Genomic DNA, 19,798 nt, shown 5'->3' with positions numbered 1-19,798 from the left:
TCAGCGATCTGCCGAGAGGACGAGCGCACTGTGCGGGACGGGAGAACCGCCGGTCACGAGCACGTTGTCCAGAGTTTTGGTGGGTTGGTTGGTGGAGGTGCCGCGAATCAGGCGAACGCCTTCGGCAATTCCGTTGACGCCGTGGATGTATCCCTCACCGAGTTGACCGCCGTGGGTGTTGATCGGCAAGCGGCCGTTCAGTTCCAGATTGCCGTCGGCAATGAAGTCCTTGGCCTCGCCGCGTCCACAGAAGCCGTACTCCTCGAGCTGCAGCAGCACCATCGGAGTGAAAGCGTCGTAGAGAATCGCGGCGTCGATGTCGTCGGGGCCGATACCGGCCTGGTTCCACAACTGACGAGCGACCAGTTCGACCTCCGGCATGCTGTCGATGTCGTCGCGGTAGTAGCTGCTCATCGAAATCTGTTGTGGACCAACACCTTGTGCTGCTCCGGTGATGATGGCCGGCTTGTGCGGCAGATCCCGTGCGCGCTCCGCGCTCACGATGACCAACGCCTGCCCGCCGTCGCTCTCCTGGCAGCAGTCCAGCAGACGGATCGGATCGGCGATCATGCGCGAGTTCTGATGATCCTCGATCGTGATCGGCCGCTCGTAGAACCAGGCTTTGGGGTTGTTGGCAGCGTGCTTGCGTGAGAGGACCGAGATCTGCCCGAAATCCGCACTGGTTGCACCGTACTTGTGCATGTACAGCTTGGCCAGGAACGCTTCCTGCTGAGCGGGAGTGAGCAATCCGTACGGGTTGATCCAGTTCCGGTATTCCTGATCGGTCGACTGGTTGTACGCAAAAGGCGGTGGGCCGGCGCCGAATCGATGGCCCGACCGTTCGTTGAAGGCGCGGTAGACAACCACGACGTCGGCAACACCACTGGAGACGGCAAGCGCCGCCTGCTGAACAGGCGCGCAGGCACCGCCGCCGCCGTGCGGGATCCGGCTGAAGAAGCTCAGTTCAGGGATGCCGAGGGCACGCGCGACGGCGATCTCGGGATTGTTCTCCATGGTGAACAGAGCAAATCCGTTCACCTCTTCTGCCTCGATCTGAGCGTCGTCGAGCGCCGCGACCACCGATTCGCACGCCAACTGCCATTCACTGCGCCCGGAATTCTTGGAGAACTCCGTGGCTCCGATGCCGGCGATTGCCGCTTCTCCGGAAAATCCTCGACTCATGCCGACACTCCTTCTACCGGTGCCACGGTCACCTTGGCACTGACGTGTGTTCCTCGTTCGTTGCGTCCGACTACGGCGATCGTGACGGCCGAGCCGACCTTCTCCACTACCTCGCCCGTAAAGGTCATCGTGTCACCGGGAAAGTTCGGAACTCCCAGCCGCAGTGAAGTTTTGACGATTCGAGAACTCGGTCCGGACCAATCGGTGATGTACCGGTCGATGAAACCGTTCGTGGAGTTGATGCTCATGAAAATGTCCGGGGTGCCACGCTCCTGGGCCTTGCCAGGATCGTGGTGCACGTCCTCGAAATCCTGCGACGAGATGGCCGCCGCGACAATGAGCGTCCGGTCCAGCGGCAGTTCGAGTGTGGGAAGGTTCGAGCCCACATCACACTGGGGAAAGGTCATCTCTCAGGCCTCCCCGCGGCGCCGAAGCTGCGGCAGGATCTCACCGTGAGCGTGCTCGGAGAAGCCGACTTCGAGTTCCATGCCGAATGCCAAGTCGTCGTGGTCGATTCCGGCGATGTCGGCAACCAGACGGGTCCCTTCTTCCAGGTCGACCAACCCGACGGCAAGCGGGTACTCGAACGCTGGGTCCTTGGGGTGGTGAATAACAGTGAAACTGTGCAGTGTGCACCGACGCGTGGATTCGACTGTGTCCCAACTGAACGAACGGCACGACGAGCAGGCGGGCGCAGGTGGGTGGCGAAGCGTCTTGCAGTCGGCACAACGCTGAATCTCGAGACGGCCTTCCTTGGCTGCCTCGAAGAAGAAGTCGTTGTCTCCGGTGACGGTCAGCCCCGGCACCGAGGTCCGGGGAACAGATACTGCGTTTGTCGATGTTTCGGCCGCGCTCATGCGGGCACCTCCTGCGTGTCGGGGTTGAACCTCAAGATCCGAAATCGCTCTTCCACCAAGGTCTTGCCGTTGCCGTCGACGTAGTTCTTGAACAACGTGATGAAACAGCCGTGCCCGAGGCCGGTCTGCTTGAAAGGCGATATGGACTCGATCGTGAAGTGAGCGGTGACGTGGTCGCCCGGATTCAGTTCCGCGAAGTACTCCTGCTCCACATTGGTGGCGACAACCGAGGTGTAGCCGGCTTCGTCGAGCAGTGCGAGTAGGCGTGAGTAGGAAAAGTCCTCGGTGACGCCGTCGGCGCGGAGCTGCTGAACCTCGCGATAGCGCCGGTACCCGGACATCACCCAGGTCGAGATCATCGCGGGCGGGCAGACGACGTCGCGCCTACCGGTCGCCCTGGCCGCGTCGGCGTCCACGTAGACCGGGTTGTTGTCCTCGTGTGCTTCCACCCAGTTGCGAATCATCGCCTCGTTGACGGCGTAACGCGCAACTCGTGGCGGTTCGGCCTCCGTCCCGATGAATTGCGGGAACTGTGCCTCCAAGCTCTGCACTGAAACCTCCAGTAGGGTTAGAGTTGATCAAGCGCTTGATCCTGAAGTTAGCATAGGAGCCGGAAAGTTGAAATACGGCGCCGGATCACACCTGATCGGGTACGAACTCAGGCCGTCAGGCAGGATTGCTCGAAAGAGAACACCTGCCCGAAACGGGACAGATCAGCAGCGGAGAGCATGTGGCAGCCACACCCGATCGTCGAGACACAATCCTGGAAAGCTCGGCCGAACTGTTCGCGAAGAAGGGCGTCGCATCCACGACGGTCCGCGACATCGGCGAATCAGCAGGCGTGTTCTCCGGCAGCCTGTACCACTACTTCAAATCCAAGAACGCGATTGTCGCCGAACTGCTCCGGGTCTTCATGGCGGATATTCAGGAACGGTTCAACCAGGTCGAGCGCTCGGCCGACGGGCCGGAGGACGTGTTGCGAGGCCTCATCCGGGAGACCTTGATCGTGATCGAACTTCACCCGCACCCCACCGCGATCTACCAGAACGAACGGACATACCTTCGCGACAACGATCTTCTGCAGTCCGTCGACGGCCCCTCTCGCGAGGTCCGCGAGCATTGGCTCAAGGCCATTGCGGAAGGCGTCGAACAGGGGATCTTTCGCAAGGACATCGCCCCCGAGATCTTCTATCGGTCGGTGCGCGACACCTTGTGGTCGACAAACCATTGGCCGGACCGCCAGAAGTACACCACCGAAGAGTTTGCCGATCTGATGATCACGCTCTTCCTCTCCGGCTTCCGAATCCCGCCTAAATCCTGAGTTCCGGCAGCTCGATATCGATCGAGGTGCGGCCTTGCGGCAGCAGGAACGACACTCCGAAGACAACCACCGCGCACGCAGCGCACACCAGATAGGCGACGGCAAAACCTGCCCACGACGTCGAATGTTCACTACCGGCGACAACATAAGCGGCCAGGATAGTTGCCACCGTCGCACTGCAGAGCGTGCTGCCGGAGGTACGCAACAACGAGTTGACCCCGTTTGCCGCTGCAAGGCGCTGACGCGGCACCGCGACGAGAATGAGCAGCGAGAGGGTGCTGTAGACGATTGCGGTTCCGATAGCCGTAATGAACAACGCGACAATCACTCCCCACAGGGGTTTACCCGCAACAGCATGAATTCCGTAGCCGCCGGCAAGAAATGCAGCGCCGGCCAACATCGCTGTACGCGAACCGAATCGGTCGGTGATGCGTACGGCGACCGGCGAGAACAGAACCATCGCAATGCTGGCGGGAATCTGGCACAGCGCCGCAGCGATGATGGTCAAACCGTATCCGGCCCCAGGACCCTGTGCGCCTTGCAATAACTGCGTGGTGATCAGCGTGTTGCCGAAGAATGCAAAGCCGACCAGAAGCGCGGCGATATGCGGGATCAGCACCGCACGCTTGACCAGGGCGCGAACGTCCACCAGAGGATTGACATTGCGTCGTTGCTGAAACACCCAGAGCGTGAAGAGAAGCGCCGACGACAACAGCATCGAGATCACCGAACCGCTCGCCCATCCCCAACTGCTGCCCTGTGTCATCGGGACAAGCAGCAAGACGAGCGCGGCGCTCAGGCCCACCGCACCGACCCCGTCGAAGCGGCCGGACGGACTGACTTCCGACTCACGAATGAACAACCCGGCGGCAAGAGTCACGGACAGCCCGATTGCCGTGGTGATCCAGAACAGCACATGCCAGTTCGAGTATTGAGCGATCATCGCCGAGAACGGAATACCAAGGGCAGTACCAACTCCGAGCGTCGAACTCATCATGGCGACAGCGCCGTTCACCTTGTTCCGGGGCAGTTCGTCGCGGAGCAGAGAAATTCCGATGGGGATGACAGCGGCACCCGCACCTTGGAGTGCTCGCGCGAAGATAAGCACGGAGATATTCGAGGACACCGCGCACAGCATTGATCCGAGCGTCATCAAGAAGAACGCGACCATCAACATTTTCTTCTTGCCGAACATGTCGGCCAGACGCCCGAAGATGGGCGTGACGACGGCGCCGACCAGAAGCGTCACCGTCACAAGCCAAGACACCGCGGTGCGACTGGCGCCGGTGAAGTGCGGGAGTTCGGGAAGCAGCGGAACTATGACGGTTTGCAAGACGGCCTGAAAAACAGCGCCTGCGGAAACGATGGGGAACAGGAAACGGGAGCGCGCTACAACCGGTGGGACTGCTGGTGCACGGTCCAGCGTCGTCAACCTACCGCCACCTGTTCTCTAATAGTAAATATCCGTTCACCTACAGTAGGTGAACGGATATTTACCCCGCAAGTACAGTGACTACGATCACCCGTCGAGAAGTTTCTGCACCAACGGCGCATAAATCGCGACAACCTCGGCCTGAGTGCCCGTCGCGTGACCGGCCAACATCCGTCGACGCATGACGGCCACTCCCGCCACCATCGACATCGCCAGTTCGGCGCGTAGTCGCGCGTCCGGCCCCGACAACCGAGCGGCCAGCGCGTCGATCATCTGCGTCGAATAGTTCTCACGCAGTTTGCGATTGCTTTCCTCACTCACCCCACTCATGAAGAGCAGGCTCACCGACAACGGCTTGTACGGCTCCTGCGGTTTGGTGAACAGCGACACCATCCGCTCACCGAGAGAATCGTTCGGAGCGTCGAAAACGGTATTCGCCGCCGCCCGGAAGTCGACCAACTCGTCGTACAACTGCTCTTTCGAACCGAAGTACTTGATGATGAGCGGTGCGCTGACCCCGACGTCTTCCGCGATGTCCTTGAGCGTGATTTCTCGATAGGGCCGCGTAGCGAAGGCCTTGCCGGCAGATTCCATGATCTGCGCGCGCGTCTCCTCCGAACTACGACGCCCCGACCGTGTACTCGTCATCAGGCGTTCCTGGACAATTCGCGGCGTCCGGACAATGCCCTGCCCAAGGTCAGCTCGTCCGCGAATTCGAGATCGCCACCCATCGGCAGACCGGAAGCCAAGCGCGAGACCGTCAAACCCGGAATGTCGCGCATCATCCGAACCAGATACGTCGCCGTCGCCTCCCCCTCGGTGTTGGGGTCGGTCGCGATGATCACCTCGGACACGTCCACGCCATCCTCTTGGTTTGCGATGCGGGCCAACAACTCCCGAATGCGGAGCTGATCCGGCCCGACGCCGGACAACGGATTGAGTGCTCCACCGAGAACGTGATAGCGCCCCTTGAACTCCCTTGTCCGCTCCACCGCCTGAACGTCTTTCGGTTCTTCTACGACGCAGATCACCGTTCGGTCGCGACGAGAATCCGCGCAGATCCTGCACTTCTCCTGATCGGACACAGTTCCGCACACCGTGCAGAACTGAACGCCGTCGCGGATGCGCTGCAGTGCATTCTTCAACCTGTCGATCTCCGGCGGTTCCACCGACAGAAGATGAAAGGCGATGCGCTGGGCACTCTTGGGACCGACCCCGGGAAGTTTCCCGAGTTCGTCGATCAGATCCTGAACGGGACCTTCGTACACGCGGACTCGTCTCTAGAAACCGGGGAGACCGGGAAGGCCTCCGCCGAGTCCGCCGGCCAAGGGGCCGAGCTTCTCTGCTGCAACATCCTGAGCCTTGCGCGATGCGTCTTCGATGGCGCCGATCACAAGATCCTGCAGGGTTTCGACATCGTCAGGGTCGACGACCTTGGGATCGATCTGCAGACCGACCACCTCACCGGTGCCCTTGACCGTGGCAATAACCAGTCCGCCACCGGCCTGGCCGGTCACCTCCGCCTGAGCCATTTCCTGCTGCGCAGCCATCAACTGCTGCTGCATCTGCTGAGCCTGAGCCAGCAATGCGGACATATCGGGTGCTCCACCTGGTTGCACGTGCGGTCCTTTCTCCAGAGTTATCCCCACCAGCGTAGTCGGTGCGCGCTACCGTGAGCGGGTGCGCCGAAACCCGTCAGAGATCACAAAACTGCCTAATCGTCGTAGCCTCACGCTTGGTGTGGCTCTCGCAGCTACCTTGATCACCGCTGGATGCACGATCCCGACGGGCACAGCCGAGAGCGCCGCTGCGGTCACACCGGCGGCTGCGCCCGCTACCGAACCACTTATCGGCAAAGTCGTCTTCCTCGATCCCGGACACAACGGCGCAAACGACGACACCATCGACACCCAGGTCCCCACCGGCCGCGGCGGCACCAAGAACTGCCAGACCACCGGTACCAACACCGACGCCGGATTTGCCGAACACACCTTCAACTGGGAAGTCACAAGCCTGGTCAAGAGTGAACTCGAAGCCGAAGGCGCCACCGTCCTCCTGAGTCGGCCAGACGACACGAGCGTCGGATCATGCGTCGACGCCCGAGCCGAGGCAGCCAATGCGTCCGGCGCCGACATCGTGGTCAGCATTCACGCCGACGGCGCCGACGCCAGTGCAGAAGGCTTTCACGTCTGCTACTCCGCGCCGCCCCTCAACCCCGTTCAGGCCGGACCTTCCGTGACACTGGCCGAAACCATGCGTGACTCCCTGACCGGCGCCGGACTCACACCGTCGACGTACATCGGCGAGAACGGCCTGTCGCCACGCGCAGACCTCACCGGACTCAATCTGGCGCAGCGGCCGTCGATTCTCGTGGAACTGGGAAACATGCGTAACGCCGACGAAGCCGCCCGGATGAGCAGCCCCGCAGGCCAAGCCGAATACGCCTCGGCGATCTCGGATGGCGTGCAGGCGTTTCTGACAAGCCAGTAGTCAGCTTTCTGTGGATAACCACGGCTTATCCACAGGCTGATTTCGCAAGCGCCACAGCGGCGCCGCGCCAGCTACCGTTCCGGCATGGGCACGTTCCTTCAAGCAGATCTTGATGCACTACAGCAACTTTCGACGGATCTCCAAGCTCGAGCCGACGAGGTTGCCGGAGTCGACGCCATCGCACCGGTCACCGACGCCTATCTGTTCATGGCCGGGCGAATCTCGGCATTGGCAGACGCCACCGCCGACACCGCGCGCCTGCTCGGAGCGGCAGACCGTGACTTCGCTGCCGCGCTTCACAGGATCTGAATTTCGATGCGTCCGACTATCTCCGACGTTCACGCCTTCTCACCTGAGCCACTGCGAACCGCGAGTTCCCAACTGATCGAGGCAGATCGGCGGGTCGAAGACATACTCGACGCGGCCCGACGCACGGTAGAGCGCGAATTCGACGTCTGGAAAGGCGAAGCGGCAACAGCGGCCGCCGCCGAACTCTCGGCCACACTTCGCGTGTCCGGTCGAATCTCCATTGCCGTACGAAATGTGGCGGACTGTTATGCCGGAGCGGCAAATACGCTCGGTCATGCGTACCGCGCAGTCAACATGATCGTCGACGACGCGACTCTCACGCACGGTCTGACCGTCACCGACAACGGCGAGGTCTTTCCGCCGGCACCTGCAACACCGGGGAGTCTTGCAGACATTCTGCAAGGAGACCACTATGCCGAGGCTGCAGCAACTTTTGGCATCAGGCTCTCCGAGGCCCTCGACGCCGTGAAGCAGGCCGACCACACTGCCGCCGAGGCTTTGGCAACGGCATTCGGCCAACTCGCAGAGCTTCTGGGTCCTCCGGTCGCGGTTGTCAGTGACCCCATAGGCCTTCCCGGCAACCCCGCCGCACTGAGCAACTACTGGAACACCCTCTCCCCCAGTGAAAAAGACGCACTGGCGCTGCGCTATCCGGCAATCGGGAATCGAGACGGACTCCCCGCGCTTGACCGCGACTACTACAACCGGCGCTACTTGGAATCGATGCGCGAATCTTCGGCAAGTACCTACGCCGCCGTCGCCGCAGAGCTGCGGCCGGACATGTTCCTCCTGTCGGTGAGCCCCGACGGACACACCGCCATCGCACTCGGAAATCCCGATACCGCAGACAATGTCGCAACCCTGGTTCCCGGAACGGGGACCACCGTCGCCGGAATCGGCGGAGACCTTCAGAGAACCAGGGCGATGTACGACGCGGCCCGCGTGGCATCGCCCGGATCCGTCAACTCGGTCATTCTCTGGTCCGGATACGATTCGCCGCCAACCATTCCCGATGCGGGGCTCGACCGCTACGCCGATACTGCCGCACCCGCGCTGGACGCATTCCAGGACGGCTTACGCGCGTCCCACGACGGTCCTGCCTCGCACAACGTGGTCATCGGGCATTCCTACGGCAGCACCGTCATCGGCGCCGCCACCACCGACGGAGGCTCACTGAACGTCGACGATCTGGTCTTCGTCGCGAGCCCAGGTGTCGACGCGGAGCGCGTCGACGAATTGCGACTCGATACGACGGCGGAAGCCGATATGGGTGAACACGTCTACGCAACAACAGCATTCTGGGACCCCGTGCAGCTGATACCGAGAGCGCTCGGGATACACGGTTTCGATCCGGCCGACCCCACGTTCGGCGCCCAGGTATTCACGAGCGCACCAGGCTCACCGGGATTGGCAGTGCACAGCGACTACTGGAATGCAGAAAATCCGGCCCTGAAAACTCTGGGCCGGATCATCAGCGGGAAGTGAGCAGGAACTATCCGAGTTCACGCTTGAGGTTGTCCAGCACCGTAGCCTGAATGCGCTGCAAGCCCTTGGGCGCAAACGTCCGCTCGAAGAATCCGCCGATACCCGTAGCGCCCTGCCACTGAGTCAGCGTTGTCACGGTGGTACCCGTTCCGTTGGGGGCCACGGTCCACGTGGTCACCATGCTGGAATTGGCATCCTTCTCCGTGATGACGTTGCCCTCGACCGTGACCGTCGCCTTGACGTTGCGCGAACGCTTTTCCGTCGCCTTGAGGGTCCACTCCGCAACTGTTCCGTTGCCCTGGCCACCACTGAGCACCTTGTAGTCGAGGTACTGCTCCGACAGAATGCGCGGGCGCACCGTCTCGTAATCGGAGAGTGCCGCGAGCACCTGCTCCGGTGCATGTGGAACGACCGTCGAACTCATTGCGTTGACCTGACCCATTACCCGTACTACTCCTCAATTGACTACCTGCATGCTGCACAGACCCTTGTTTCCATACTGCCTGTTCCGGCCCGGTATCTCGACTATCGACCAGATCATGTGAGCTGGTTCACTATCGGTGCCGCGAATCCGCGACCGTTTGCAACAACTCGATCAAATTCCCGCAAATCGACCCCTACCGATGGCCCCCAGCAACCGCTAGGGATAGCGTCGAGGTTGTGACTCTCTCGTTCAATGGGGTAGTTCCGAAGTTTTCCAGGATCCGGGCAGGTAAGCGTCCGGGTTCCGACGGCGCGCGCGAAACCGGTTTTGCGCGGCACCGGGAAGGCGTTGCGCGACTTCTCGCGTCGTATCACGCGATACCCCCCGATGGTTCGGTCCGACTGGCCAAGAAGACCTCCAACCTGTTCCGGGCCCGTGCCAAGTCGTCGACTCCCGGCCTCGACGTCAGCGGGCTCACCGGTGTGATCGCCGTCGACCCGGTGGCGCGGACGGCAGACGTCGCCGGCATGTGCACGTACGAGGATCTTGTCGACGTCACGCTTGCGTACGGGCTCGCGCCACTTGTCGTGCCCCAGCTCAAGACCATCACGCTCGGTGGCGCCGTCACCGGGTTGGGAATCGAATCCACGTCCTTCCGAAACGGATTGCCGCACGAATCCGTTCTGGAGATCGACATCCTCACCGGAAACGGCGAGATCGTCACCGCCACACCTGACGGTGAACACGCCGAACTGTTCTTCGGTTTCCCCAATTCCTACGGCACCCTCGGCTATTCCACGCGGCTCAAGATCAGCCTCGAACCGGTGAAAAAATATGTAGCCCTGCGCCATCTGCGTTTCGATTCATTGAAAGCACTCGAAACCACGATGGACCGCATCGTCACCGACCGGGAGTACGACGGCGTCGCGGTCGACTACCTCGACGGTGTCGTCTTTACCGATGCCGAGAGCTACCTCACGCTCGGAGTTCAGACCGACGACGATGGGCCGGTCAGCGACTACACGGGACAGAACATCTTCTACCGTTCGATCCAGCATCCGTCGCTGGTACATCCCAAAACCGATCGCCTCACCATCCGGGACTACCTGTGGCGCTGGGACACCGACTGGTTCTGGTGCTCGCGGGCCTTCGGAGCCCAGAACCCCAAGATCCGGCGCTTGTGGCCCAAGCAGTACCTCCGCAGCAGCTTCTACTGGAAACTGATCGCCCTCGACCACAAGTACGACATCGGCGATCGCCTCGAAAAGCGCAAGGGAAAGCCCCCACGTGAACGCGTCGTCCAGGACGTCGAGGTGCCCATCGAACGAACTGCGGATTTTGTCTCCTGGTTCCTCGACGAGATCCCGATCGAACCGCTGTGGTTGTGCCCGTTGCGTCTTCGCGAGCCCAGCCCTGCCGGAGCCTCCGCGGCACGGCCGTGGCCGCTGTACCCCCTCGAACCCAAGCGCACCTACGTCAATATCGGATTCTGGTCTTCGGTACCGATCGTTCCCGGTGAGCGCGAGGGAGCAGCAAACAGATTGATCGAGGACAAGGTCGGCGACTTCGACGGACACAAGTCCCTCTACTCGGACTCCTATTACTCGAAGGAAGACTTCGAGGCGCAGTACTACGGCGGCGACCGCTACCTGCACCTCAAGGATCGCTACGACCCCAATTCGCGTTTATTGGACCTATTTTCTAAGGCGGTGCAACGGAAATGACCACGTTCAAGGATTCCAAGAACCAAGAAAAGCTCTCCATCGCAGAGATTCTCGAGACGCTTTCCGACGGCATGCTGCCGCTTCGATTCACCGCCTACGACGGTAGTGCCGCCGGACCCGAGGATGCCGACTACGGCCTCCACCTCAAGTCGACCCGCGGAACCACCTATCTTGCAACAGCTCCCGGCGATCTCGGCATGGCACGCGCCTACGTCTCCGGCGACCTCGAAGCCGAGGGTGTTCATCCCGGCGACCCGTACGAGATCCTCCGCGTCATGGGCGACGAATTACACCTCAAGCGCCCCTCCGCACTGACGCTTGCCAGCATCACCCGCTCCCTCGGCTGGGATTTGTTGCGTCCCATCGCGCCGCCGCCGCAGGAACACCTTCCCCGCTGGCGCCGCGTCGCAGAAGGACTGCGGCACTCCAAATCTCGTGACGCCGAAGTCATCCATCACCACTACGACGTCTCCAACACTTTCTACGAGTACGTCCTCGGCCCCTCGATGACCTACACCTGCGCGACCTACGAGAACGCCGAACAGACTCTCGAGCAGGCACAGGAGAACAAGTACCGCTTGGTGTTCGAGAAGCTCGGACTCCAAGCAGGCGACCGCCTCCTCGACATCGGCTGCGGTTGGGGTTCGATGGTCCGCTACGCCGCCCGCCGCGGCGTCAAGGTGATCGGCGTGACCCTGTCCCGCGAACAAGCCGACTGGGCACAGAAAGCCATCGAGGACGAGGGGCTCGCCGACCTCGCCCAGGTTCGTTTCTCCGACTATCGCGACGTTGCCGAATCCGGGTTCGATGCAATCTCTTCCATCGGACTGACCGAACACATCGGCGTCGGGAACTACCCGGCGTACTTCGAATTCCTCAAGAGCAAACTTCGCGAAGGTGGGCGTCTGCTCAACCACTGCATCACCCGACCGGACAATCGCAGCAGCGCAAAGGCCGGCGGATTCATCGACCGGTACGTCTTCCCCGATGGGGAGCTCACCGGTTCCGGCCGCATCATCTCCGAGATCCAGAACGTGGGACTCGAAGTGCGGCACGAGGAGAACATCCGCGAGCACTACGCCCTGACCCTTGCGGCGTGGTGCCAGAATCTGGTCGACAACTGGGATGTCTGCGTCGCGGAGGTCGGTGAAGGTACCGCTCGCGTGTGGGGCCTCTACATGGCCGGCTCACGCCTGGGCTTCGAGCGCAATGTCGTTCAGCTGCACCAGGTTCTGGCCGTCAAACTCGGCGCCAAGGGCGAGGCACATGTGCCGTTGCGCCCGTGGTGGAAGGGGTAGGGGCCTTCGGCTCCTGTGTGCTTTTCTCTCCCCAGAACTGAGCGAACGTACCTTTCAGCGCGTTAGATGCGCCGAAAGGTACGTTCGCTCTTTCAGGTGGGTCTGAATCAGCCCTTCAGCGACGCCGGCGGCGTGAACCGCTCACCGTACTTGGCTGCCAATTCCTCGGCGCGAGCGACAAATCCGGCCTTGCCGCCCTCGTAGCCGGTGACGAACTGGCTGACGCCACCCGTCCAGGCCGGGTAGCCGATACCCATGATGGAGCCGATGTTGGCGTCGGCCGTCGTCATGAGGACACCTTCGTCGAAGCACTTGACGGTCTCGATGGCTTCGATGAAGAGCATGCGGTCGATGAGATCCTGAAGCGGCGCTTCCGTCGATCCCGACTTGAAGGCCTCACGCAGACCCGGCCACAGACCAGTGCGCTTGCCGTCTGCGTACTCGTAGAATCCGCCGCCGCCGAGACGACCGGTGCGACCACCGTCGACGAGGGTGTTGATGACGTCGCCTGCCGGATCTGCGGGCAATTCCTTGCCTTCGGCCTTGGCGGCATCCGCGCTTTCCTTGCGGATCTTCTGCATCAGGGTGAGGTTGAGCTCATCCGAAAGCTGCAGCGGCGCAGCCGGGTACCCTGCCTGCATACCGGCCTGCTCGATGGTGGCCGGCTCGATACCCTCGGCCAGCATGCCGATGGCTTCGTTGATGAACGTGCCGATGACGCGCGAGGTGAAGAAGCCGCGCGAGTCGTTGACCACGATCGGCGTCTTGCGGATGGCCTGGACGTAGTCGAATACGCGAGCCAATGCCTCGTCGGACGTCTTCTCGCCGCGGATGATCTCCACCAGCGGCATCTTGTCGACGGGCGAGAAGAAGTGGATGCCGATGAAATCTTCCTGGCGCTTCACACCGGTCGCTAGACCCGTGATGGGAAGCGTCGAGGTGTTGGAACCCAGTAGTGCGTTGGGCGCAACGATGTCCTCGATCTCCTGGAACACCTTGTGCTTGAGTTCCTGGCTCTCGAAAACTGCCTCGATGACGAAGTCGACGCCCGCAAAATCGGCCGGGTCAGCCGTCGGGGCGATCTTGGCAAGAAGTGCGTCGGACTTCTCCTGCGTGGTCTTGCCACGCGAAAGTGCCTTGGCTTCAATACCTTCGGAGTAAGCCTTGCCCTTGTTGGCAGCCTCGATGGTGACGTCCTTGAGGACCACCTCGAAGCCCGCCTTCGCGGACACGTAGGCAATGCCTGCACCCATCATGCCTGCACCGAGAACGCCGACCTTGGTGATCGGGGTCTTCCCGATACCGGCGGGACGTGAGCCGCCGCCGTTGATGGCCTGCAGGTCGAAGAAGAACGCCTGGATCATGTTCTTCGCAACACGACCCGTCACGAGGGACGTGAAGTAGCGAGCCTCGATGAGCATCGCGTTGTCGATGTCGACCTGCGAGCCCTCGACCGCTGCGGCCATGATGGCACGCGGAGCGGGCATGGGAGCACCCTTGAGCTGCTTACGCAGGTTCGCCGGGAACGCCGGAAGGTTGGCGGCAAAGGCCGGGGTGGACGGAGTTCCACCGGGGATCTTGTAGCCCTTCTTGTCCCAAGGCTGAACGCCGCCTTCGGGATTGGCCTTGATCCATGCCTTCGCGGCCGGAACCAGTTCCTCGACGGAACCGACGACCTCGTCGACGATGCCAACTTCCTTGGCCTCTACCGGTCCGCGCTGCTGACCCTGCAGGAGCAGGTTCAGGAGGGCGTTCTGCAGGCCGAGCAGACGGACGGTGCGCACGATGCCGCCGCCGCCGGGGAGCAGTCCGAGAGTGACCTCGGGCAGACCGATCTTGACGCCCTTGACGTCAGCGGCAATGCGGTAGTGCGTCGCGAGGGCAATTTCGAGGCCGCCGCCGAGCGCTGCACCGTTGATCGCGGAGACTACGGGCTTGCCGAGGGTCTCGAGTCGACGCAACGCCGCCTTGATGGTTCCGACCTCGGCGAAGATGTCGGGAGCCTGCTCTGGCCCGACCTTGATCATGTTCTTGAGGTCACCGCCCGCGAAGAACGTCTTCTTGGCCGAAGTGAGGACAACTCCGGTGATGGAGTCCTTCTCCTCGTACAAGCGGTCGACAGTGGCCTGCATCGACGCCTTGTACAGGTCGTTCATGGTGTTGGCGCCCTGGTTGGGGTCGTCCATGGTGAGCAGGACGATGCCGTCGGAGTCCTGCTCCCAGTTGATCATGTTGTTCTCGGTCACGCTGATTCGTCTCCTGTAGTCCGGTCGCGTCAGACGCGCTCGATGATGGTGGCAACGCCCATACCGCCGCCGATGCACAGCGTGACGAGAGCACGCTTGCCACCGCGACGCTCGAGTTCGTCGACCATCGTGCCGAGAATCATTGCGCCAGTGGCGCCGAGCGGGTGTCCCATGGCGATTGCGCCACCGTTGACGTTGAGCTTCTCGTCCGGAATGTTGAGGTCCTTCTGGAACTTCAGGACGACGGAGGCAAAAGCCTCGTTGATCTCGAACAGGTCGATGTCGTCAACCGTCAGGCCGGCCGCAGCCAGAACCTTCTTGGTTGCCGGCGTCGGGCCGGTGAGCATGATCGTGGAATCGGCACCGCTGGTCGCCGTCGCGACGACGCGGGCACGCGGGGTCAAATTCATTGCCTGACCGGCACTCTCGGAGCCCACGAGCACCAGTGCGGCGCCGTCGACGATTCCCGAGCTGTTACCACCGTGGTGAACGTGGTTGATCTTCTCGACCCAGTGGTACTTCTGGAGCGCTACCGCGTCGAAGCCGCCGACCTCACCGACGACACTGAACGCGGGTGCAAGTCCGGCAAGGTTTGCCGCCGTGGTGCCCGGACGCATGTGCTCGTCGTTGTCGAGAACGGTGATGCCGTTGATGTCCTTGACCGGGACAACGGACTTGGCAAAGTATCCGCCGGTCCAAGCCTTCGCGGCCAGATCCTGCGAGCGGACGGCGTACGCGTCGACGTCGTCACGCGAGAAACCCTCGATGGTGGCGATGAGGTCTGCGCCGACGCCCTGCGGAACGAAGTAGTTGTCGTAGTTGGTGGCCGGGTCCAGTGCCCACGGTCCGCCGTCCGAGCCCATCGGGACCCTCGACATGGACTCGACGCCACCGGCGATCACGAGCTCGTCCCAACCGGAGCGAACCTTCTGGGCTGCCATGTTCACGGCTTCCAAACCGGACGCACAGAAGCGGTTGATCTGCACGCCACCGACGGTGTCAGGAAGCTTCGCGTCGTTGACAGCGATGCGCGCCATGTCGGCACCCTGATCGCCCACCGGCCCGACGATCCCGAGGATGAGATCGGAGATCCGGTCTTCGTCGAGATCGGGGAAGCGCACGCGCAGTTCCTGGATCAGACCCGTGACCAGCGAAATCGGCTTGACCGAGTGCAAAGACCCTGTCTTCTTGCCGCGGCCTCGCGGGGTACGGATGGCTTCATAAATGAATGCCTCTGTGGTCACTGTGAGGTGTTCCTTCCGTCTAATTCGTCGAACCGGCCTGCAGTCAGACCTCCGGTCCACCCACTGTAGAACGTGTTCCAAATTATTGGGAAGGACCAAAGCGATCGTGCTTGATGACCGAGAGGATCAGACGGGCCGCACCTACTCGAGCTTGCGTGCTCCCAGGACGTCCTTGAGCAGTTCCTTTGCCACTTCCTCCGGGTCGCGACGGGTTGTCGGATCGGCAGGTTGCGCAGCCTCCGCGAACATCTGCTTTTCTTCTTCCGGCGTTGCCGCGGCAGGTGTCGCTTCGTAGTCGACCTCGGGGGCCGGTCCAGGGTCGTCCGGGTAATCCGGAGCCTCGGGCGGCGGAATGTCGTCGGAACCGCGATCTGCGCCCTGCGGCCGCGATGTCGACGCAGGAGCCTTGGCCGCCCGCTCCTGACTTGGCCGCGAGAACCGTGGCGCTGCTGCCGGGCGCGCCGGAGCCTCGGCCGCCTTGGCTGCCGGACCCGAACCGGCCGGGACAACCGGTGCGCCCTCTTGGTACTCCACTTGCCAAGTACCACCGAACATTTCGGAAAGCACTTCACAGATAACCGCCGCATTGTGCGGCGAGGTGACACGCGCACCGAGCACCGGAGTGACATGCGCAATCACCAACACATGGCCACGCACATCGTGAACCGTCGCGGCCGACAGCATGGCCGGTAGGACCTTGTTTCGCTCACCCACCTTGTTGCGCAACGTATTCCACGACTCGCGGAGCGTTTCGACGGTCGGGCCTGCCGAAGCTGGGGCCGCGACCGGTACCTCTTCCTCAACCGGAGTGGGCTCGGCCACCGGCTCGGCCACCGGCTCAGGCTCAGGCTCAGGCTCAGGCACGATCACAGGTTCTGGCGCAGCCTCAGCTACCGGCGCGGTCTCGACAACCGGCGCAGGTACAGGTTCGGGTGCAGCCTCGACAACCGGCGCAGGCGCGGGTTCCGGCGCGGCCTCGACTACAGGTGCGGGCGGCACAACCTCCGGCTCTGCTTTGCGCTGCGACGGACGCTGGAACTTGGACTCCACTGGAGGCTCTGGGGACGGCGTCGGCGCAGCATGCACTGCCGGCGGAGCCGTACTCGAAGCAGCAACAACGGACCCTACCGGCGCGAAACCTGCTGCCGGGATACCTCTTTCGACCTTTTCCAACCGCTGAAGCAGAGCCGATTCGGAATCCGACGCCGATGGCAGCAGCATCCTCGCGCACATCACTTCGAGCAACAGACGAGGTGCGGTGGCGCCGCGCATTTCACCCAGCCCGGCGTGGACGGTCTCGGCAAAACGCGTCAGGGTGGCCGGTCCGACGTTCTGAATCTGTTCACGCATGGTGACCAGTTCGGCTTCGGGTGCGTCGACCAATCCTGTTTCGGCAGCGTCGGGAACTGCTTGCATCAGGATGAGATCGCGGAGGCGTTCGAGGAGGTCGAGTGCAAATCGACGGGGATCGTGGCCGGCGTCCATGACACGTTCGACGGTTCCGAACAGCGCGGCACCGTTACCGGCGGACAGTGCGTCCACGGCCTCGTCGATGAGGGCCACGTCGGTAACGCCGAGAAGTGAGAGAGCCCGCGGGTAGGTGACGCCTTCGTCGCCGGCTCCGGCCAGGAGCTGATCGAGAACGCTGAGAGAGTCACGCGGCGATCCGCCACCGGCCTTGATGACCAATGGGTACACCGCCGGCTCGACAGCGACGTTCTCTTGCGCACACACGTTCTCGAGGAGCCCGCGCATCGTGGACGGCGCGAGAAGCCGGAACGGATAGTGGTGCGTACGCGACCGAATGGTCGGAAGGACCTTTTCGGGTTCCGTGGTCGCGAAGACGAAGATGAGATGCTCGGGCGGCTCTTCCACGATCTTGAGGAGTGCGTTGAAACCCGCCGCCGTGACCATGTGGGCCTCGTCGATGATGAAGATGCGGTAGTTCGACTCGGCCGGCGCGTAGAAGGCTTTGTCGCGAAGCTCACGGGTGTCGTCGACACCACCGTGACTCGCGGCGTCGAGTTCGGTGACATCGACGTTGCCGGAACCGCCAGGACCGAGCGCGATACAGGAGTTGCACACTCCACACGGCGTCGACGTCGGGCCTTCCTTGCAGTTCAGTGAGCGCGCCAGAATGCGAGCTGACGACGTCTTTCCGCAGCCACGGGGGCCGGAGAACAGATAGGCATGGTTGATGCGCCCTGCGTCGAGGGCGGTGCTCAGTGGTGCGGTGACATGTTCCTGCCCCACCACCTCGGCGAAGGACGCCGGTCGATACTTCCGGTACAGGGCCACGCGCAAAGACTACCGGCGAGGTACGACAGCTCGCCCGGTGCGGGTGCAACGCCCAGACGGATACGAAACATGTTCGCAACATGGTCGCAGCGCAGTGGAAACCACACGCACCCATCGTGGATGCCGAGCATGCGGACAGGTCCGCATGTGGGAGGAGAAAACTGTGCCCGCCACCATCGACGCCGGAGCAACCGCCTGGTTGCTCATCAGCACCGCACTCGTTCTACTGATGACTCCAGGCCTTGCCTTGTTCTACGGCGGCATGGTCCGCTCGACCGGCGTACTGAACATGATCATGATGAGCTTCGTCTCCATCGCGCTTGTCACCGTGGCCTGGCTGTTCGTGGGTTACAGCCTCGTATTCGGTGACGATCACGGCGGCATCATCGGCGGACTCGAACACCTCGGGATGGCAGGTATCGACCCGTCGACCGTGCACGGGAACGTTCCGGAAGTGCTGTTCGCGACCTTCCAACTGACGTTCGCCATCCTGACCGCAGCACTGATCAGTGGCGCCATCGCAGACCGGGCAAAGTTTTCCGCCTGGATGATCTTCGTCCCGATCTGGTCCCTCCTCGTCTACGCACCGGTCGCTCACTGGGTGTGGAATCCGGACGGTTGGCTGGCTCGAATGGGAGCCCTCGACTACGCGGGCGGCTTGGTCGTCGAGATCGTCTCCGGCGCGTCGGGCCTCGCTCTGGCTCTGGTCCTCGGTCAGCGCATGGGATTCAAAGCCGAGTCGATGCGTCCGCACAACCTTCCCTTCGTCCTGCTCGGCGTCGGCCTGCTGTGGTTCGGGTGGTTCGGTTTCAACGCCGGTTCCGCTCTTGCCGCCGACGGTATGGCCGCGCAGATCTTCCTCAACACCCTCGTCGCCGGTTGCACCGGTCTGTTGGGCTGGCTGTTCGTCGAGCAGAACCGCGACGGCCATCCCACGACCTTCGGCGCCGCGTCCGGCGTCGTTGCCGGCCTTGTGGCAATCACGCCGTCCTGCGGAACCGTCAATATGTTCGGGGCCGTGGTCATCGGACTGATCGCCGGCATCGTCTGCTCCTATGCCGTTGGCTGGAAGCACAAGCTCGGCTACGACGACTCCCTCGACGTGGTCGGCGTGCACCTCGTCGGCGGCATCATCGGATCCTTGTTGATCGGACTCCTCGCGACGGCCGTCATGACCGGCGGCCCTGAAGGACTCTTCTACGGTGGCGGTCTTGCACAGCTCGGCAAGCAGTTTGTCGGTGTTGTCGTCGTCGCGCTCTATGCCTTCGGTGTCACCTACGGCCTCGGCAAGCTGATCGATCGAACCTTCGGCTTCCGCATCTCGCGCGAAGACGAGGCCCGCGGAATCGACGTCGCACTGCACGCCGAGTCCGCCTACGAGCACGGCGTCCTCGGACACGGTCCGATCGGCGGCCAGAACCCCAGTCCGTTCCTTCAGCGTCAGCGAGAGGAACGTGGGGAACGAGAACGCGATCGGGACTGAAGGCA

At 62.4% G+C, this 19,798-nt stretch carries 19 protein-coding genes; 7 read left to right on the top strand and 12 right to left on the bottom strand.

Annotated elements, in window-relative coordinates:
* Genes R4P64_RS05315 through R4P64_RS05300 form a run of 4 tightly spaced genes read right to left on the bottom strand, consistent with a single transcriptional unit; the run spans position 1 to position 2,590 of the window.
* Positions 1 to 1,182: a lipid-transfer protein gene (locus tag R4P64_RS05315; protein WP_317819625.1), complete on the bottom strand. Its 1,182-nt coding sequence runs from the start codon at positions 1,180 to 1,182 to the stop codon at positions 1 to 3.
* A complete protein-coding gene (locus tag R4P64_RS05310; protein WP_317544836.1) occupies positions 1,179 to 1,589 on the bottom strand; it encodes an acyl dehydratase in 411 nt (136 codons plus the stop codon). The genes R4P64_RS05315 and R4P64_RS05310 overlap by 4 nt, the downstream gene beginning before the upstream one ends.
* Positions 1,590 to 1,592: 3 nt before the next feature.
* Entirely contained in the window at positions 1,593 to 2,039 is a 447-nt protein-coding gene (locus tag R4P64_RS05305) for a Zn-ribbon domain-containing OB-fold protein (protein ID WP_317819623.1), read from the bottom strand.
* Entirely contained in the window at positions 2,036 to 2,590 is a 555-nt protein-coding gene (locus tag R4P64_RS05300; RefSeq protein ID WP_033235873.1) for a MaoC family dehydratase N-terminal domain-containing protein, read from the bottom strand. The genes R4P64_RS05305 and R4P64_RS05300 overlap by 4 nt, the downstream gene beginning before the upstream one ends.
* 179 nt (positions 2,591 to 2,769) lie before the next feature.
* Between R4P64_RS05300 and R4P64_RS05295 the strand changes: the two genes are divergently transcribed.
* The gene (locus R4P64_RS05295; RefSeq protein WP_317544835.1) at positions 2,770 to 3,360 is read left to right on the top strand and encodes a TetR/AcrR family transcriptional regulator; all 591 of its coding nucleotides are present in this window, start codon (positions 2,770 to 2,772) and stop codon (positions 3,358 to 3,360) included.
* Here the strand turns inward: R4P64_RS05295 and R4P64_RS05290 are convergent.
* The 4 genes from R4P64_RS05290 to R4P64_RS05275 form a co-directional block, all read right to left on the bottom strand.
* On the bottom strand, positions 3,350 to 4,792 hold the full coding sequence (locus tag R4P64_RS05290) for an MFS transporter (protein WP_317819619.1): 1,443 nt from the start codon (positions 4,790 to 4,792) through the stop codon (positions 3,350 to 3,352). The two genes, R4P64_RS05295 and R4P64_RS05290, sit on opposite strands and share 11 nt — an antisense overlap.
* An 87-nt stretch (positions 4,793 to 4,879) precedes the next feature.
* Positions 4,880 to 5,440 (bottom strand): TetR/AcrR family transcriptional regulator, encoded by a 561-nt coding sequence (locus R4P64_RS05285; RefSeq protein ID WP_033235871.1) that lies wholly within the window; start codon positions 5,438 to 5,440, stop codon positions 4,880 to 4,882.
* Positions 5,440 to 6,060 carry a recombination mediator RecR gene (gene recR, locus R4P64_RS05280; RefSeq protein WP_033235870.1) on the bottom strand — a complete coding sequence of 207 codons (621 nt, stop codon included), beginning with the start codon at positions 6,058 to 6,060 and terminating at the stop codon, positions 5,440 to 5,442. The genes R4P64_RS05285 and recR overlap by 1 nt, the downstream gene beginning before the upstream one ends.
* 12 nt (positions 6,061 to 6,072) lie before the next feature.
* Positions 6,073 to 6,411 (bottom strand): YbaB/EbfC family nucleoid-associated protein, encoded by a 339-nt coding sequence (locus tag R4P64_RS05275; RefSeq protein WP_033235869.1) that lies wholly within the window; start codon positions 6,409 to 6,411, stop codon positions 6,073 to 6,075.
* Between the two features lie 121 nt (positions 6,412 to 6,532).
* Between R4P64_RS05275 and R4P64_RS05270 the strand changes: the two genes are divergently transcribed.
* The 3 genes from R4P64_RS05270 to R4P64_RS05260 all read left to right on the top strand — a co-directional run bounded on the left by R4P64_RS05270 (position 6,533) and on the right by R4P64_RS05260 (position 9,076).
* Positions 6,533 to 7,282: an Rv3717 family N-acetylmuramoyl-L-alanine amidase gene (locus tag R4P64_RS05270; protein WP_261984521.1), complete on the top strand. Its 750-nt coding sequence runs from the start codon at positions 6,533 to 6,535 to the stop codon at positions 7,280 to 7,282.
* Between the two features lie 84 nt (positions 7,283 to 7,366).
* Positions 7,367 to 7,591 (top strand): hypothetical protein, encoded by a 225-nt coding sequence (locus tag R4P64_RS05265; protein ID WP_317819614.1) that lies wholly within the window; start codon positions 7,367 to 7,369, stop codon positions 7,589 to 7,591.
* A 6-nt stretch (positions 7,592 to 7,597) separates the two neighbouring features.
* A complete protein-coding gene (locus R4P64_RS05260; RefSeq protein ID WP_317819612.1) occupies positions 7,598 to 9,076 on the top strand; it encodes an alpha/beta hydrolase in 1,479 nt (492 codons plus the stop codon).
* Between the two features lie 7 nt (positions 9,077 to 9,083).
* On the opposite strand, the gene R4P64_RS05255 is transcribed toward R4P64_RS05260, so the two are convergent.
* A complete protein-coding gene (locus R4P64_RS05255; RefSeq protein ID WP_092805784.1) occupies positions 9,084 to 9,518 on the bottom strand; it encodes an SRPBCC family protein in 435 nt (144 codons plus the stop codon).
* A 260-nt stretch (positions 9,519 to 9,778) separates the two neighbouring features.
* Between R4P64_RS05255 and R4P64_RS05250 the strand changes: the two genes are divergently transcribed.
* Positions 9,779 to 11,224, top strand: coding sequence for an FAD-binding oxidoreductase (locus R4P64_RS05250; RefSeq protein WP_317819759.1), 1,446 nt, complete (start codon positions 9,779 to 9,781; stop codon positions 11,222 to 11,224).
* Positions 11,221 to 12,522, top strand: coding sequence for a class I SAM-dependent methyltransferase (locus R4P64_RS05245; protein ID WP_317819610.1), 1,302 nt, complete (start codon positions 11,221 to 11,223; stop codon positions 12,520 to 12,522). Before R4P64_RS05250 ends, R4P64_RS05245 begins: the two co-directional genes overlap by 4 nt.
* 107 nt (positions 12,523 to 12,629) lie before the next feature.
* On the opposite strand, the gene R4P64_RS05240 is transcribed toward R4P64_RS05245, so the two are convergent.
* From R4P64_RS05240 to R4P64_RS05230, 3 genes are all read right to left on the bottom strand, one after another.
* On the bottom strand, positions 12,630 to 14,753 hold the full coding sequence (locus R4P64_RS05240) for a 3-hydroxyacyl-CoA dehydrogenase NAD-binding domain-containing protein (protein ID WP_317819758.1): 2,124 nt from the start codon (positions 14,751 to 14,753) through the stop codon (positions 12,630 to 12,632).
* Between the two features lie 44 nt (positions 14,754 to 14,797).
* Positions 14,798 to 16,012: an acetyl-CoA C-acetyltransferase gene (locus tag R4P64_RS05235; protein WP_033235863.1), complete on the bottom strand. Its 1,215-nt coding sequence runs from the start codon at positions 16,010 to 16,012 to the stop codon at positions 14,798 to 14,800.
* Between the two features lie 141 nt (positions 16,013 to 16,153).
* Positions 16,154 to 18,310 carry a DNA polymerase III subunit gamma and tau gene (locus R4P64_RS05230; protein ID WP_317819607.1) on the bottom strand — a complete coding sequence of 719 codons (2,157 nt, stop codon included), beginning with the start codon at positions 18,308 to 18,310 and terminating at the stop codon, positions 16,154 to 16,156.
* Positions 18,311 to 18,473: 163 nt separating this feature from the next.
* Between R4P64_RS05230 and R4P64_RS05225 the strand changes: the two genes are divergently transcribed.
* On the top strand, positions 18,474 to 19,793 hold the full coding sequence (locus R4P64_RS05225; RefSeq protein WP_172937693.1) for an ammonium transporter: 1,320 nt from the start codon (positions 18,474 to 18,476) through the stop codon (positions 19,791 to 19,793).
* Positions 19,794 to 19,798: the final 5 nt, after the last annotated feature.

The organism is Rhodococcus sp. IEGM 1366, assembly GCF_033142425.1.
Taxonomy (GTDB): Bacteria; Actinomycetota; Actinomycetes; order Mycobacteriales; family Mycobacteriaceae; genus Rhodococcus_F; species Rhodococcus_F globerula.
Note: the sequence above shows the minus strand (reverse complement) of the source record. Positions and strands in the feature narration are given on the sequence as shown.

What these genes read in the sequence shown, in the direction of transcription:
- R4P64_RS05260 (WP_317819612.1), top strand. Translation starts at nt 7,598, where the DNA reads ATGCGTCCGACTATCTCCGACGTTCACGCCTTCTCACCTGAGCCACTG.
- R4P64_RS05285 (WP_033235871.1), bottom strand. Translation starts at nt 5,440, where the DNA reads ATGACGAGTACACGGTCGGGGCGTCGTAGTTCGGAGGAGACGCGCGCG.
- R4P64_RS05305 (WP_317819623.1), bottom strand. Translation starts at nt 2,039, where the DNA reads ATGAGCGCGGCCGAAACATCGACAAACGCAGTATCTGTTCCCCGGACC.
- R4P64_RS05265 (WP_317819614.1), top strand. Translation starts at nt 7,367, where the DNA reads ATGGGCACGTTCCTTCAAGCAGATCTTGATGCACTACAGCAACTTTCG.
- R4P64_RS05240 (WP_317819758.1), bottom strand. Translation starts at nt 14,753, where the DNA reads ATGATCAACTGGGAGCAGGACTCCGACGGCATCGTCCTGCTCACCATG.
- R4P64_RS05255 (WP_092805784.1), bottom strand. Translation starts at nt 9,518, where the DNA reads ATGGGTCAGGTCAACGCAATGAGTTCGACGGTCGTTCCACATGCACCG.
- R4P64_RS05310 (WP_317544836.1), bottom strand. Translation starts at nt 1,589, where the DNA reads ATGACCTTTCCCCAGTGTGATGTGGGCTCGAACCTTCCCACACTCGAA.
- R4P64_RS05315 (WP_317819625.1), bottom strand. Translation starts at nt 1,182, where the DNA reads ATGAGTCGAGGATTTTCCGGAGAAGCGGCAATCGCCGGCATCGGAGCC.
- R4P64_RS05245 (WP_317819610.1), top strand. Translation starts at nt 11,221, where the DNA reads ATGACCACGTTCAAGGATTCCAAGAACCAAGAAAAGCTCTCCATCGCA.